The following is a 14,342-nucleotide window of genomic DNA, read 5'->3' as shown; positions in this document are numbered from 1 at the left end:
AACCGGGGCTAAAGAGCATGAACGAGCAGTTTGAGCGCCTGATGGCGCGGGTGGAGTCCTTGGTCACGCGCATTGAATCGGTCTTGCCGCAACCGCTGCAGGCGCCCGACTGGCAGGCGTCAGTCGCTTACCGCTACCGCAAGCGCAGTTCGGGCCACGGCTCGCTCGAGCCCGTCAGGCACCTGGGCGCCATGCGCCTGGCCGACCTGAAGGAGATCGAGGACCAGAAGGAAAAAATCCGGCGCAACACCGAGCAGTTCGTCAACGGTAAACCGGCCAACAATGTGCTGTTGACGGGCGCACGGGGCACCGGCAAGTCGTCGCTGATCAAGGCCTGCCTGAATGAATATTCGTCACGCGGCCTGCGGCTGATTGAAGTCGACAAGGCCGACCTGACCGACCTGCCGGACATTGTGGACGTGGTGTCCGAATTGCCCGAGAAATTCATTGTGTTTTGTGACGACCTCAGCTTTGAGGAGGGCGAGCCAGGTTACAAGGCGCTCAAATCGATTCTGGATGGTTCGGTCGCAGCGGCCACGCCCAATGTGCTCATCTACGCCACCAGCAACCGGCGCCATCTGCTGCCCGAGTACATGACGGAAAACCTCACCTACACGCACAGCGAGGATGGCGAGGTTCACCCCGGCGAGGTGGTGGAAGAAAAGATTTCGCTCTCGGAACGGTTCGGCTTGTGGGTGAGCTTTTACCCCTTCAGCCAGGAGGAATACCTGACCATCGTCGCGCAGTGGCTCTCGTCGTTCGGCGTGGGCCAGGACGCGATTGCCGCAGCGAAGCCGGCCTCCCTGGTGTGGGCGCTGGAGCGTGGCTCGCGCAGCGGCCGTGTCGCCTACCAGTTTGCGCGCGACTTTGCGGGCCGGGATGGTGCCGCAACGTCTGTGGCTGCGAAGGTCATCCTGCCGTACGAGCGGGCCAGTGCCTCTGCCGTTGCACCGTCCGACCAGGCGCCAGATCACTCCACATGAGCATGCTGGTCGCCGACGGTGAGCGACCGCGCGAGGGCGGTGTGGACCGAAAGATTGTTGACGTTGCGGTCGGCGTGCTGATCCGGCCCAATGGCGACTTCCTGCTGACCTCGCGCCCGCCTGGCAAAGTCTATGAAGGTTACTGGGAGTTCCCCGGTGGCAAGCTGGAAGCCCGTGAAACGGTCGAGCAGGCGCTGCGCCGCGAACTGCAGGAAGAGATCGGTATCACCATCGGCGCCGTGCATCCGTGGAAGGTTGAAATGGTGGACTACCCCCATGCGCTGGTACGGCTCAACTTCTGCAAGGTGTTTGAGTGGACAGGTGAACTGCACATGCATGAGGGGCAGTCGTTTGCCTGGCAGTCATTGCCGGTCACCGTGCAGCCGGTGTTGCCAGGCACCGTTCCGGTGCTGGCCTGGTTTGCCGAAGAGCGGGGCTTTTCGGGCGCGACGCGCTGATCGGCAGCCTAACTCGGGTTTGTTATTTAATTGATAGCTGTAAATCCAGAATTCATTGGGGTTCTGGCTTGCTTGTGCGTGGAGACGGTTTCAGCCGCTGAATTCCCACTGTTTGCTCGCACCCATCACCGCATTCGGATAGGGCGCCTTGCCGCGCGAGCCGTTGTAGCGGCCCAGGCCCATGAACAGGTCGCCGCGTTCGCGGTCCAGGTAATGGCGAAGAATCACGCAGCCAAAGCGCAAATTGGTCTGCATGTGAAAGAGCTTGGAAGGGTCGCCGTCTCCAATCACGCGTGTCCAGAATGGCATCACCTGCATGTAACCGCGTGCACCCACATTGCTCACGGCGAATTTGCGGAAGTTGCTTTCGACCTGAATCAGGCCGAGCACCAGCGTAACGTCCAGTCCGGCGCGTTTGCTCTCATACCAGACGGTTTGCAGGAATTCCTTGCGGACTTGCCACTCCGGTTTTTTCTTTCTCAGGCGATCGCTCATGGCGCCCAGCCAGCGCAGGTAGGTCAGCCGGCTTTCGGTGTCCCTGAACTCCGGCACCGGAGGCGCATGGTTGGAAACGGCCGAGCTCAGGGCCGAGCGGACCGAGTCCATCAAAGGCTCTTCAATCTGGGCGCCAGCGTTCGCTTGCTCTAAAAATAATAGCGGAATACACGCGGCAGACAGGGACTGCAGGCACTTTCTTCTTGAAAGTTGCCGGAGGGGCGTCGCAGACGCGATGCCGGGAGCTGTCACAGGGCCAGTTTTCCCTTGAGGAAGTCCAGCGCCGTGGCTGCATCGACCTTGCTGGAGGTGGCATCACGGCGGTGCTGGTATTCAACCTGGCCGGATTGAAGGCCGCGGTCGCCAATGGTGACGCGGTGGGGCACGCCGATCAGTTCCCAGTCGGCAAACATCGCGCCGGGGCGCTCGCCGCGGTCATCGAGGATCACGTCCACGCCGGCGGCGAGGAGTTCGCCATAGAGCTTGTCGGCAGCGGCTTTCACGTCGGCGAAGCGGTCCGGGCTGATGGGGCAGAGCACCACCGTGAACGGCGCAATCGCGTCGGGCCAGATAATGCCGCGCTCGTCGTGGTTTTGCTCGATGGCCGCAGCAGGCAGGCGTGTGATGCCGATGCCGTAGCAGCCCATCTCCAGGAATTGGGGCTTGCCGTTTTCGTCCAGGAAGGTGGCATTCATGGCCTGGCTGTATTTGGTGCCGAGGTAGAACACATGGCCTACCTCGATGCCGCGTTCAATCGCCAGCACGCCCTTGCCGTCGGGCGAGGGGTCGCCCGCGACCACGTTGCGCAGGTCGGCCACCAGGTCGGGCTCAGGAAGATCACGTCCCCAGTTCACGCCGGTGATGTGAAAATCAATCTCATTGGCGCCGCAAACCCAGTCGCTCAAGGCCGCCACCTCACGGTCGACGACCAGCTTCACCGATTTTTGGAGATTCAGGGGGCCCAGGTAGCCGGGCTTGGAGCCAAAGTGCTCCTCGATTTCAGGCAAGGTGGCAAAGCGGAATCCCGCCAGGCCGGGTACCTTGCCGACCTTGACTTCATTCATGTCATGGTCGCCGCGCAACAACAGCAGCCAGACCTGTGTCTTGATGATTTTGCCGGTTTCATCGGTCTGGTCGGTGGCCAGCACCAGGGACTTGACGGTCGTTTCCAGCGGGATGCCCAGCAACTGGGCTACGTCGGCGCAGGTCGCTTTGTCCGGCGTGGGGGTCTTGGTCATGGCGCGGGAGGCTGTCTTGCGCGCGCCCTGGGGCGCCAGGGCTTCGGCCTTTTCCATGTTGGCCGCGTAGTCGCTGCCGGGGCAGTAGACGATGGCGTCTTCGCCGGTGGTGGCAATCACCTGGAACTCTTCGCTCAAATCGCCGCCAATCGCGCCGCTGTCGGCAGCCACCGCGCGGTAGGTGAGGCCAAAGCGGTCAAAAATCCGCCGGTAGGCCTGAGCCATGACCTGGTAGCTGGCCTTGGCAGTAGCCTGGTCGCGGTCAAAGCTGTAGGCGTCTTTCATGATGAATTCCCGCCCGCGCATCAGGCCAAAACGCGGACGGCGCTCGTCGCGGAATTTGGTCTGGATCTGGTACAGGTTCTTCGGCAGCTGCTTGTAGCTCTTGATGTCCTGGCGCATCACGTCGGTGATGACTTCCTCGCTAGTCGGTTGCACCACAAAATCGCGACCGTGGCGGTCCTTGATGCGCAGCAGTTCGGGGCCCATTTTTTCAAACCGGCCGGTTTCCTGCCAGAACTCGGCCGGCTGGATCACTGGCATTGCCATTTCCACGGCACCAGCGCGGTTCATTTCCTCACGAACAATCGCTTCGACCTTGCGGATAACACGTAAACCCATGGGCATGTAGTTGTAAATGCCGGCGCCTAGCTTTTTGATCATGCCGGCACGCACCATGAGCTGATGGCTGACGATCTCCGCATCCGCAGGAGCTTCCTTGAGGGTGGAAATGAAGAACTGGGAGGCTTTCATGGGCTATTTTTCTGGAATTCTGCGTTGGAAGGGGGCTGGAGCCCGGCCGTGCGCTTGGCGCTGGCGCCTTCGCTGTGCATAATGGACTCAGTTTAAAAAATTTGAGGTTTGATTATGCTTGACCGGGATGGCTTTAGGCCTAACGTCGGCATCATCTTGCTCAACCAGAGAAGTCAGGTATTTTGGGGCAAACGTATCCGTACCCACTCGTGGCAGTTTCCGCAGGGTGGCATTGATCGGGGCGAAAATCCCGAACAGGCCATGTACCGCGAGTTGCATGAAGAGGTGGGACTGTTGCCGCAGCACGTTCACGTGCTGGCCCGTACCCGAGATTGGTTGCGCTATGAGGTGCCTGACCGGTTTATCCGCCGCGATGCGCGCGGACATTACAAAGGCCAGAAACAGATCTGGTTCCTGCTGCAGCTGGTCGGTTACGACTGGAACCTGAACCTGCGCGCGACAGACCATCCCGAGTTTGACGCCTGGCGCTGGAACGACTACTGGGTGCCACTCGATGTGGTGGTGGAGTTCAAACGTGGCGTGTACGAGATGGCGCTGACCGAGTTGGCGCGCTTTGTTCCGCGTTGTGACCCCCGGTCCGACCCGCGGCCCGATTCACGTCCCGACCATCGCAACCGCTATCTGCGCGGGGGTGCCCACCTGCGCGATCAGATGGCGGGCCAGGCCGGTGAAACCAGCCCCCGTCCGGCCAATAGCCTGACATACAGCTACACGGCCAGATTGGGTGCCTCGTTCGAGTTGCCCCCCGGTGCCACCTTTGAACCTGATCCGCAGACCAGCCTGGGCGCGGATCCTTCGACGACCAAAACATGACATTCAAACCGGCCTTTGTGGTCCGTCTTTCTTGTATAGCAATTGCGTTGGGCATCACCTGCGCGGCTTGGGCCCAGAGCGCTACGGACGATCCGGACTGGAAGGAATCGGACGCTCCGCCGCCTCCGGCATTTGATGCCGGCAAGCTGGTCACTTTCGATGTGTCACCCAACTCATCGCTGGTTTATGGAGTCGATCCCGCTACCATCCGCATATCCAACAGCGACGGCCTCGTACGCTATGTGATGGTGGCGACCAGCGCCAGTGGTGCGCGCAATGTGATGTACGAAGGCATACGCTGTGCTACCGGTGAATACAAGACCTATGCCCGTTACTCGCCAGATGGCCGCTGGAACCCGGTGGCCAATGCGGAGTGGCGCTCCATGTTTGGCAACATGCCGTCCAAGCATGTCTTGCGGTTCGCCAAGGCCGGCGCATGCGATAACGCGGCACCGGCACCGTCAGTTCCCGTCCTGATAAGCCGGCTGAAAAATCCGAATTTCAGGATATCGGAATAGCACACCGTACCCTGTCATGCGAGGGCGTCGCCCGGTCGCTCCGGTGCATCTTTCGATGCCGGCGGTGCTCTGCCTTCCGGGTAGCTACCGCGTGAGCACGAGGTTGGTCCGGTGGACCATTTCAGGTTCGCCGGTGTAGCCCAGAAGCTTTTCGAATTCCGACGACGCCTTGCGGCAAATCAGCCGCGCCTCCGAACTCGAATAGTTGGCCAGGCCCCGCGCAATTTCTGCGCCTTCGGTATCCCTGATGGCAATCACGTCGCCACGGGAAAAATCACCGTCCACCCTTGTCATGCCAATCGGCAGCAGGCTCTTGCCTTCGTCGCGCACCTTGCCGACAGCGCCCGCATCCACGGTGACCGAGCCGCGCATTTGCAGGTGATCGGCCATCCATTGCTTGCGGGCCTGCATCTTCTGGGTCTGCGCCACCAGCAGCGTACCGATGGCCTCGCCTTGTGTCAGCCGGATCAGGGCCTGCGGCTCGCGGCCCCAGGCAATGACGGTCGAAGCGCCAGAGCCGGCCGCGCGTTTGGCCGCCAGGATTTTCGTGATCATGCCGCCCTTGCCAATGCTCGAGCCGGCACCGCCGGCCATGGCCTCCAGCGCGGCATCACCGGCTTTCGCCTCGTGCACAAACCGGGCGGTCGGGTCCTTTCGCGGATCGGCGGTGTAGAGTCCCTTCTGGTCGGTCAGGATAACCAGTGCGTCGGCTTCGACGAGGTTGGCCACCAGCGCACCGAGGGTGTCGTTGTCGCCAAACTTGATCTCGTCGTTGACGACGGTGTCGTTCTCATTGATGACCGGCACCACGCCGAGCTGCAGCAGGGCCAGCAGGGTGGAGCGCGCGTTGAGGTAGCGTTCGCGATCGGCCAGGTCGGCATGCGTGAGCAGGACCTGCGCGCTACCGATGCCGTTCTCCCGCAACTTGCTCTCATACACTTGGGCCAGCCCCATCTGGCCTACCGCGGCGGCGGCCTGCAACTCGTGGATGGCTTTGGGCCGGGCGGTCCAGCCCAGCCGCTTCATGCCTTCGGCAATGGCGCCGCTGCTCACCATGATGACTTCGCGTCCATCCTTGACCAGCGCTGCCAGCTGTTCGCACCACAGGCCGATGGCATCCGCATCGAGTCCACGGCCCTCGTTGGTTACCAGGCTGGAGCCCACCTTGACCACAATGCGTCTGGCGTTGCGTAGAACAGGAGAGCCTGTTTTATCTTGCATGTTGAGTACGTTTTGAGGTTTTAACCCAAAGAAGGTGGGTGAACAGCTATGATTTATATAGCAATTGCTGCCAGGCAATTGCACGCGGATCAGCTGGAAACGGGCGGCTGGGGTGGCTCGGGCGGCAGTTCGGCAAAGCGCGGATCGACCTCTTCCACGGCCTGCTCACTTTTTTGCACACCCTGGACGTGCTGGTAAATCGTCTTGACGAGGTGCTCGCAGCCTTCGCGCGTCAGTGCCGAGATCTCGAACACCGGACCCTTGAACTTGAAGCGCTTGACGAAATCCTTCACGACCGCGGCGCGCTTGTCGGCGTCCACCATGTCGAGCTTGTTAAGCACCAGCCAGCGCGGCTTTTCGTACAGCGCTTCATCGTATTTTTTCAGCTCGCCCACAATGGCTTTGGCCTGGGCGACCGGGTCCACGCCTTCGTCAAAAGGCGCCAGATCGACGATGTGCAGCAGCAGGCGTGTGCGTTGCAGGTGGCGCAAAAACAGGTGTCCCAGGCCCGCACCTTCGGAGGCGCCCTCGATCAGGCCGGGCAGGTCGGCCACCACAAAGCTTTGCTCGGGGCCGACGCGCACCACACCCAGGTTGGGGTGCAGGGTGGTGAAAGGGTAGTCGGCAATGCGCGGTCTGGCGTTGGAGACGGCCGAAATAAAGGTCGACTTGCCCGCATTGGGCATGCCGAGCAGGCCGACGTCGGCCAGTACCTTCAGTTCGAGCTTCAGGCTTTTGCGCTCCCCGGGCCAGCCGGGCGTCTTGCTGCGTGGCGCGCGGTTGGTAGAGCTTTTGAACCGCAGGTTGCCGAAACCGCCATCGCCGCCCTTGGCGATCAATACCTGCTCACCCGGCACCAGCAGTTCGTAAAGCACTTCACCGGTCTCGGCGTCGGTCAGGATGGTCCCCACGGGCATTTTGAGGATGATGTCGTCCCCCTTGGCGCCGAACATGTCGGAGCCCATGCCGTGCTCGCCATTGCGGGCTTCATGGCGACGCGAAAACCGGAAGTCCACCAGCGTGTTCAGGTTGACGTCTGCGACCGCGTACACATGGCCGCCGCGACCGCCATCACCGCCGTTCGGGCCGCCGAATTCCTTGTATTTCTCGTGGCGGAAGGAAACGCAGCCGCTCCCGCCATCGCCAGCGGCAATGTCAATAAAGGCTTCGTCAACAAATTTCATGATGTGCGGGTGCTCGGGTAGGGCGGAAGACTGGAGAAGCTGAAAGGTAGTTTACAAACAAAAAAGCCCCGACAGGTCGGGGCTTCGCTTCAGTCGAAGTGACTTATCGAAGTGATCAGCTCAGGCCGGGGTCACATTCACAGTGTGCTTGTTCAGTGCACCCTTGACGGAAAACGATACCGCACCGTCAACAAGCGCAAACAGGGTATGGTCCTTGCCGATGCCGACATTGACGCCTGGGTGGAACTTGGTGCCACGCTGGCGCACGATGATGCTGCCTGCATTGATCACTTCGCCGCCAAATTTCTTGACGCCCAGCATTTTGGGCTGCGAATCGCGCCCGTTTCGCGTAGAGCCGCCGCCTTTTTTCTGTGCCATTTTTCGTTACTCCTGGTACTTCCCTGCTTAACCGACGATGGCGCCGATTTGCAGTTCGGTGAAGTTTTGCCGGTGACCCTGGCGTTTTTGGTAGTGCTTGCGACGGCGCATTTTGAAAATGCGCACTTTGTCGTGCCTGCCATGAGACAGCACTGTGACTGTGACAGTCGCGCCGGACACCAAGGGCGTACCAACCTTGATTGCACTGCCTTCTCCGACAGCCAATACCTGGTCAATAACGATCTCTTGGCCTACGTCCGCAGCAATCTGTTCTACTTTAATTTTTTCTCCAGCAGCAACCTTGTATTGTTTGCCACCGGTTTTTATGACCGCGTACATGTGAGACCTCGTAAATTGAGTTCTGCGGACGAATTTCCACAGAGCCCGATATTCTAGCACGGCCGGCTAAAAATGGCCAGGCGGGCAGTTTTAAGGCATTCTCCAGTGCACCGCCTGTGCTATGGATGGGGTCGCTTTCTATAATCTGCCCAAACTTAACGTCTGGACCGCCTTTTGTCTGCCAATTCCTCAAGCACCGCCGCCGCCCTTGCCCTGATTGCCGACGACATGCGTGGAATGGACGCAGTGATCGAACGCCGGCTGGAGTCGGACGTGCCGCTGGTCAGCCAAGTGTCCCAATATATCGTGGCGGCCGGTGGCAAGCGCCTGCGGCCCGCCCTGCTGCTTCTGATGTGCGGCGCCCTGGGCTATCGCGGCGACCAGCGCTACAACCTGGCGGCGGTGGTGGAGTTCATTCATACCGCCACCTTGCTGCACGATGACGTGGTGGATGAGTCCACATTGCGCCGCGGCCGTGCCACGGCCAACGAGGCCTTCGGTAACCCTGCAAGCGTGCTCGTGGGGGATTTTTTATATTCACGCGCCTTTCAGATGATGGTGGAGGCCGGCGACATGCGCGTCATGCAGACGCTCGCGGAAGCCACCAATGTGATTGCCGAAGGCGAGGTGCTGCAGCTCATGAACATGCATGACGCGACGCTGTCGGAGGACGGTTACCTGCGGGTCATCCGTTCCAAGACGGCCAAGCTGTTCGAGGCCAGCGCCCGTCTGGCGGCGTTGCTGGCTCAGTCTTCGCTGGCGGTGGAGCAAAGCTGCGCGGATTATGGCCAGGCATTGGGTACCGCTTTCCAGGTGATTGACGATGTGCTGGACTATGACGGCGACGTGTCGGAAATGGGGAAAAACCTGGGGGACGACCTGCGCGAAGGCAAGACGACGTTGCCGCTCATCATTGCGATGCAGCGATGCACCGAACTTGAGCGTGCCGTGATTCGCCGGGCCATTGAAACAGGCGGAACGGACCAGATGCCGCAAATCATTGCCATCGTGCAACAGACGGGAGCCCTGCAGGCAACACGGGACGCGGCCGCCGCGGAGGCCCAGCGTGCGCTGGATGCCTTGCAAGCATTGCCCCAAAACCCTTACAGTAATGCTTTGGGGCAACTGGCATCGCAACTGCTGCAGAGGCGCTCCTGACGGTTGTCAAGGCGGGGTGTAGCTTAGCCTGGTAGAGCGCTACGTTCGGGACGTAGAGGCCGGAGGTTCGAATCCTCTCACCCCGACCAGATTCTTTTCTGTTTTTATAGAGTATGCATACATAGAGTGTGCGTTTCTCCGCACAGTTCCGACGCCTGGGGGCGGGGCGGGGGCGTTTTCGATTTACACCGTGTTATCTATCGACGATGATACCCATTTGGGCTAATTTCAAAGATTCATGGCCGCTGTCGATACCGCTATCAACGAACCACCCGTCTTGGCATTGCCCGGATTGGGCCGGGCATTGGTGGTGGCAGGCAAGCTGGGCCAGAAGGCCGCTGAAGACATCTTTCGCAAGGCGCAAAGCGGGCGTACCAGTTTCATTGCCGAGTTGACCGGCTCGGGGGCAGTGTCCGCCATTGATCTGGCGCACATCATGTCTACTGCGTTCGCTGCGCCCCTGCTGGATCTGGAGGCCATCGACGTTCTGCGCCTGCCCAAGGGCCTGCTCGATACCAAGATTTGCACGACTTACCGCATTGTCGTGCTGAGCAAGCGCAATAACCGCCTGATTGTCGCAACGGCAGATCCCTCCGACCAGGAAGCGGCGGAAAAGATCAAGTTTTCCACCCAGATGGGTGTGGACTGGGTGATCGCCGAGTACGACAAGCTGTCCAAACTGGTGGAGGCGTCGAGTACCACGGCTGCCGAGGCCATGGAAAGCATCATTGGCGATGATTTCGAATTCGATGAATCCACGGTGGATTCGGGAGCCGCTGAGGACAACGATGCCAGCGTCTCTGAAGTCGAGGATGCACCGGTCGTCAAATTTCTCCAGAAGATGCTGCTCGATGCCTTCAGCATGCGGGCTTCTGATTTGCACTTTGAGCCGTTCGAGCACACCTACCGTGTCCGTTTCCGGATAGACGGCGAATTGCGCGAAATCGCGTCGCCACCCGTGGCCATCAAGGAAAAACTTGCGGCACGTATCAAGGTGATCTCCAAGCTGGACATCTCGGAAAAGCGGGTGCCGCAGGACGGCAAGATGAAGCTCAAGATCGGCCCGGATCGCGTGATCGATTTTCGGGTCAGCACCCTGCCCACCATGTACGGCGAAAAAGTCGTGATCCGTATCCTGGACCCGAGCAGTGCCAAACTGGGCATTGACGCCCTGGGCTACGAGCCGGTCGAGAAGGAGCGTTTGCTGGCGGCCATACAGCGGCCTTACGGCATGGTGCTGGTGACCGGTCCTACCGGCTCCGGCAAGACGGTGTCGCTCTACACCTGTCTGAATATCCTGAACAAGCCGGGCGTCAACATTGCCACCGCTGAAGACCCCGCCGAGATCACCTTGCCGGGCGTTAACCAGGTCAGCATGAACGACAAGGCGGGCATGACTTTTTCAGTCGCGCTCAAGGCCTTTTTGCGCCAGGATCCGGACATCATCATGGTGGGTGAGATACGCGACATCGAAACGGCCGATATTGCGATCAAGGCGGCCCAGACCGGCCACATGGTGATGTCAACGCTGCACACCAATGACGCGCCCACTACCTTGACGCGCATGCGCAACATGGGCATTGCGCCGTTCAATATTGCATCCAGCGTGATCCTGATCACGGCGCAGCGGCTGGCGCGGCGCCTGTGCGTCAGCTGCAAGGCCCCCGCCGATATTCCGCGCGAAACGCTGCTGGAGGCGGGATTCAAGGAGGAGGAAGTCGATGGCTCCTGGACGCCTTATCGCCCGGTGGGCTGCTCCATGTGTACAAACGGTTACAAGGGGCGCGTCGGCATTTACCAGGTCATGCCTATTTCCGAGGAGATCCAGCGGATAGTGTTGCGCGACGGCAGCGCCCTCGAGATTGCGGCGCAGGCAGAAGCTGAGGGTGTCAGGAGTTTGCGCCAATCCGGTCTGTCTAAAGTTAAACTCGGCACGACCTCCCTGGAAGAGGTTTTGGGTTGCACCAATGTTTAATGGGAGTGCAAAGTTGAACACACTGGTGAGTGACTGTGGCGACGGGATGGCCTGAGGCCGTCCATACAACGAGAAAACATCATGGCAACTGCAGTATCCAAAGGCGTCAAGGAATTTGTTTTCGAGTGGGAGGGCAAGGACCGGGGGGGTAAACCGGTCCGTGGCGAGATCCGTGCCTCTGGCGAGAACCAGGTCAAGTCTTCCTTGCGCCGGCAGGGTGTGTTGCCCACCAAAATCAAGAAACGCAGCATGCGCTCGGGCAAGGCCATCAAGCCCAAGGATATTGCCATCTTTACCCGACAGCTCGCCACGATGATGAAGGCTGGCGTGCCCCTTTTGCAGTCATTTGACATCGTGGGTCGCGGCAATCCCAACGGCAGTGTGACCAAACTGCTCAACGATGTGCGCACCGATGTGGAAACCGGTACCTCGCTGAGCGCTGCGTTTCGCAAATACCCGCTGTATTTCAATGCGCTGTATTGCAACCTTGTCGAGGCGGGTGAAGCCGCCGGTATTCTGGAGTCCTTGCTGGACCGCCTGGCGGTCTACATGGAAAAGACCGAGGCCATCAAGTCAAAAATCAAGTCCGCCCTGATGTACCCCATTTCGGTGGTGGTGGTGGCCTTTGTAGTGGTGGCGGTAATCATGATTTTCGTGATCCCTGCCTTCAAGGAAGTGTTTACCTCGTTCGGGGGGGATTTGCCGGCACCCACGCTGTTCGTGATTGCCGTCAGTGAATTCTTTGTGTCTTACTGGTGGCTGATTTTTGGCGGTATCGGCGGCTCCTTGTATTTTTTCATGCAGGCCTGGAAGCGCAATGAAAAAATGCAGAAGTTCATGGACCGGCTCCTGCTCAAGGTGCCTGTGTTTGGGCCCCTCATTGAAAAGTCCTGCATTGCCCGCTGGACCCGTACCCTCTCGACCATGTTTGCGGCCGGTGTGCCGCTGGTGGAGGCCCTGGATTCCGTGGGGGGCGCATCGGGTAATTCCCTCTATGCCGATGCCACCGAAAAAATCCAGCAGGAAGTATCGACGGGTACCAGCCTGACGGCGGCTATGGGCAATGCCAACCTGTTTCCCACCATGGTGCTGCAGATGTGCTCCATTGGCGAGGAGTCCGGCTCGGTCGACCACATGCTGGGCAAGGCCGCCGATTTTTATGAGGCGGAAGTTGATGAAATGGTAGCCGGCCTGTCCAGTCTGATGGAGCCCATCATCATTGTGTTCTTGGGCACATTGATCGGTGGCATTGTGGTTTCCATGTACCTGCCTATTTTCAAGCTGGGCCAAGTCGTTTAATGACGACGGGATTGGGACTGGGTTTAGGGCCGGAGATCGATGCCCTGCTGGCCGGATTTTTTGGTCTGCTCATTGGCAGCTTCCTGAACGTCGTCATCTATCGCCTGCCCAAAATGATGGAGCGGCAATGGGCGCAGGAATGTGCCGACCTGGCCGGAAACCCAGTGGAGCCCGGAGAGAAATTCAATTTGCTGGCACCGCGATCGCGCTGCTCCAACTGCGGCCATGTCATACGCTGGTATGAGAACATCCCGGTGGCGAGCTACCTGTTCCTCAGGGGGAAGTGCGCCGTGTGCGGGACGCCCTACGGCGTGCGCTATCCCATCGTGGAGGCGGTGACCGGCGCCCTGTTCTTCTTTTGCGCGTGGCGTTGGGGCTGGTCGCTGGCTGCGCTGGTCTGGTGCGGATTCTCGGCGGCGCTCCTGGTGCTGGCGCTGATTGACTGGGACACGACCTTGCTGCCGGACGACATCACCTTGCCCTTGCTGTGGGCCGGACTGATTGTGGCGGCGCTGCAGTGGAATCCGGCCGTCAATCTGTACTCCGCCCTGTGGGGTGCGGTCGCCGGCTATCTCTCCCTGTGGCTGGTGTACTGGGCTTTCAAGCTGGTGACCGGAAAAGAAGGCATGGGTTACGGAGATTTCAAATTGTTTGCGGCACTGGGCGCCTGGTTTGGCTGGCAGGCGCTGATCCCGATGATCCTGATGGCTTCCGTCATTGGCGCCGTCATCGGCATTGCGCTGAAGTTTTCCAGTGGACTGCGCGAGGGCGGTTACGTGCCATTTGGTCCTTTCCTGGCAGGTGCGGGATTTACCGCCATGGTGTTCGGGCCTCAATCGATTCTGCAGTTTGTGGGCTTGTGATGCCATGCCCTTCGCAGCCCAGCGCATCGGACTGACTGGCGGCATAGGCAGCGGCAAGAGTACGGTGGGCCGTCTGCTGGTGGCCAGGGGCGCGACGCTGGTCGATGCAGACGCCATCGCCCGCCAGGTGACGGCGCCCGGGGGCGCTGCCATCCATGAAATCCTCCATCGGTTTGGAGGCGCTGCCATCACAGCCGAAGGGGCCATGGACCGTGACCGGATGCGCCAGCTTGCCTTCAACGACCCGGCAGTCAAGCAGCAGCTGGAAGCCATCATTCATCCCCTGGTGAGTCAGGAAACCCTGCGGCAGTACGAAGAGGCGGTGCGGGCAGGCAGTTCATGCATCGTCTTTGACATTCCCTTGCTGGTGGAGTCGGGGCGCTGGCGGCAGCAGCTGGACCGGGTTCTGGTGGTGGACTGCAGCGAAGCCACCCAGATAGCCCGGGTTGTGGCCCGAGAAATGGGCCGCAGCGGCTGGACGCGTGATGTCGTTGAAAAGATTATCGCTGGCCAGGCCAGCCGCGCGCAGCGGCTCGCGGCAGCCGACATCTGTCTATACAACGACAGCCTGTCCCTTGAGGCCCTTGGCTTGCAGGTCAGGCAGCTGGCGAGCCGCTTCGGGCTATGATGGGCAGACTAGCATCCC

15 protein-coding genes and 1 tRNA gene are annotated in these 14,342 nt (G+C 60.2%); 10 read left to right on the top strand and 6 right to left on the bottom strand.

The genetic code is table 11. The features are described from left to right. Nucleotides 1–17 precede the first annotated feature (17 nt). Entirely contained in the window at nucleotides 18–983 is a 966-nt protein-coding gene (locus AC1DUB_RS05375) for an ATP-binding protein (RefSeq protein WP_477728626.1), read from the top strand. Then, nucleotides 980–1,441, top strand: a complete 462-nt coding sequence (locus AC1DUB_RS05370) for an NUDIX domain-containing protein (protein ID WP_477728625.1) — start codon at nucleotides 980–982, stop codon at nucleotides 1,439–1,441. Before AC1DUB_RS05375 ends, AC1DUB_RS05370 begins: the two co-directional genes overlap by 4 nt. A 90-nt stretch (nucleotides 1,442–1,531) precedes the next feature. Here AC1DUB_RS05370 and AC1DUB_RS05365 read toward each other — a convergent pair whose 3' ends face one another. Together AC1DUB_RS05365 and AC1DUB_RS05360 are read right to left on the bottom strand one after the other, a co-directional pair. Further along, complete coding sequence (locus AC1DUB_RS05365; RefSeq protein WP_477728624.1) at nucleotides 1,532–2,188, bottom strand: lytic transglycosylase domain-containing protein; 657 nt, start codon at nucleotides 2,186–2,188, stop codon at nucleotides 1,532–1,534. Beyond that, nucleotides 2,185–3,927, bottom strand: a complete 1,743-nt coding sequence (locus AC1DUB_RS05360) for a proline--tRNA ligase (RefSeq protein WP_477728623.1) — start codon at nucleotides 3,925–3,927, stop codon at nucleotides 2,185–2,187. Before AC1DUB_RS05360 ends, AC1DUB_RS05365 begins: the two co-directional genes overlap by 4 nt. Nucleotides 3,928–4,041: 114 nt before the next feature. Between AC1DUB_RS05360 and AC1DUB_RS05355 the strand changes: the two genes are divergently transcribed. Both AC1DUB_RS05355 and AC1DUB_RS05350 read left to right on the top strand, forming a co-directional pair. Further along, nucleotides 4,042–4,761 carry an RNA pyrophosphohydrolase gene (locus tag AC1DUB_RS05355; protein WP_477728622.1) on the top strand — a complete coding sequence of 240 codons (720 nt, stop codon included), beginning with the start codon at nucleotides 4,042–4,044 and terminating at the stop codon, nucleotides 4,759–4,761. Further along, nucleotides 4,758–5,279 carry a CNP1-like family protein gene (locus AC1DUB_RS05350; protein WP_477717739.1) on the top strand — a complete coding sequence of 174 codons (522 nt, stop codon included), beginning with the start codon at nucleotides 4,758–4,760 and terminating at the stop codon, nucleotides 5,277–5,279. The genes AC1DUB_RS05355 and AC1DUB_RS05350 overlap by 4 nt, the downstream gene beginning before the upstream one ends. A gap of 84 nt (nucleotides 5,280–5,363) precedes the next feature. Here the strand turns inward: AC1DUB_RS05350 and proB are convergent, their stop codons facing one another. The 4 genes from proB to rplU form a co-directional block, all read right to left on the bottom strand. Continuing rightward, nucleotides 5,364–6,500, bottom strand: coding sequence for a glutamate 5-kinase (gene proB / locus AC1DUB_RS05345; RefSeq protein ID WP_477717740.1), 1,137 nt, complete (start codon nucleotides 6,498–6,500; stop codon nucleotides 5,364–5,366). A gap of 89 nt (nucleotides 6,501–6,589) precedes the next feature. Then, the gene (gene cgtA / locus AC1DUB_RS05340) at nucleotides 6,590–7,684 is read right to left on the bottom strand and encodes an Obg family GTPase CgtA (protein ID WP_477717741.1); all 1,095 of its coding nucleotides are present in this window, start codon (nucleotides 7,682–7,684) and stop codon (nucleotides 6,590–6,592) included. A 120-nt stretch (nucleotides 7,685–7,804) separates the two neighbouring features. After that, complete coding sequence (rpmA, locus tag AC1DUB_RS05335; protein WP_011481796.1) at nucleotides 7,805–8,062, bottom strand: 50S ribosomal protein L27; 258 nt, start codon at nucleotides 8,060–8,062, stop codon at nucleotides 7,805–7,807. A 27-nt stretch (nucleotides 8,063–8,089) separates the two neighbouring features. After that, nucleotides 8,090–8,401 carry a 50S ribosomal protein L21 gene (rplU, locus tag AC1DUB_RS05330; RefSeq protein WP_011481797.1) on the bottom strand — a complete coding sequence of 104 codons (312 nt, stop codon included), beginning with the start codon at nucleotides 8,399–8,401 and terminating at the stop codon, nucleotides 8,090–8,092. 174 nt (nucleotides 8,402–8,575) lie between these two features. Here rplU and AC1DUB_RS05325 point away from each other — a divergent pair, with 174 nt between their 5' ends. The 6 genes from AC1DUB_RS05325 (at nucleotide 8,576) to coaE (ending at nucleotide 14,324) form a co-directional block, all read left to right on the top strand. Further along, the gene (locus AC1DUB_RS05325) at nucleotides 8,576–9,559 is read left to right on the top strand and encodes a polyprenyl synthetase family protein (protein WP_477728621.1); all 984 of its coding nucleotides are present in this window, start codon (nucleotides 8,576–8,578) and stop codon (nucleotides 9,557–9,559) included. A gap of 12 nt (nucleotides 9,560–9,571) precedes the next feature. Beyond that, a tRNA-Pro gene (locus AC1DUB_RS05320) sits at nucleotides 9,572–9,648 on the top strand. A 149-nt stretch (nucleotides 9,649–9,797) separates the two neighbouring features. Further along, nucleotides 9,798–11,534 carry a type IV-A pilus assembly ATPase PilB gene (pilB, locus tag AC1DUB_RS05315; RefSeq protein ID WP_477728620.1) on the top strand — a complete coding sequence of 579 codons (1,737 nt, stop codon included), beginning with the start codon at nucleotides 9,798–9,800 and terminating at the stop codon, nucleotides 11,532–11,534. 81 nt (nucleotides 11,535–11,615) lie between these two features. Next, nucleotides 11,616–12,833 (top strand): type II secretion system F family protein, encoded by a 1,218-nt coding sequence (locus tag AC1DUB_RS05310; protein WP_477728619.1) that lies wholly within the window; start codon nucleotides 11,616–11,618, stop codon nucleotides 12,831–12,833. Then, nucleotides 12,833–13,696 (top strand): prepilin peptidase, encoded by an 864-nt coding sequence (locus tag AC1DUB_RS05305; protein WP_477728618.1) that lies wholly within the window; start codon nucleotides 12,833–12,835, stop codon nucleotides 13,694–13,696. Before AC1DUB_RS05310 ends, AC1DUB_RS05305 begins: the two co-directional genes overlap by 1 nt. Nucleotides 13,697–13,700: 4 nt before the next feature. After that, nucleotides 13,701–14,324, top strand: a complete 624-nt coding sequence (gene coaE / locus AC1DUB_RS05300) for a dephospho-CoA kinase (RefSeq protein ID WP_477728617.1) — start codon at nucleotides 13,701–13,703, stop codon at nucleotides 14,322–14,324. The last annotated feature ends 18 nt before the right edge of the window (nucleotides 14,325–14,342 follow it).

The sequence above is a fragment of the Polaromonas sp. P4_F9 genome, assembly GCF_056401235.1.
This window is presented reverse-complemented; position numbering and strand designations above follow the sequence as displayed.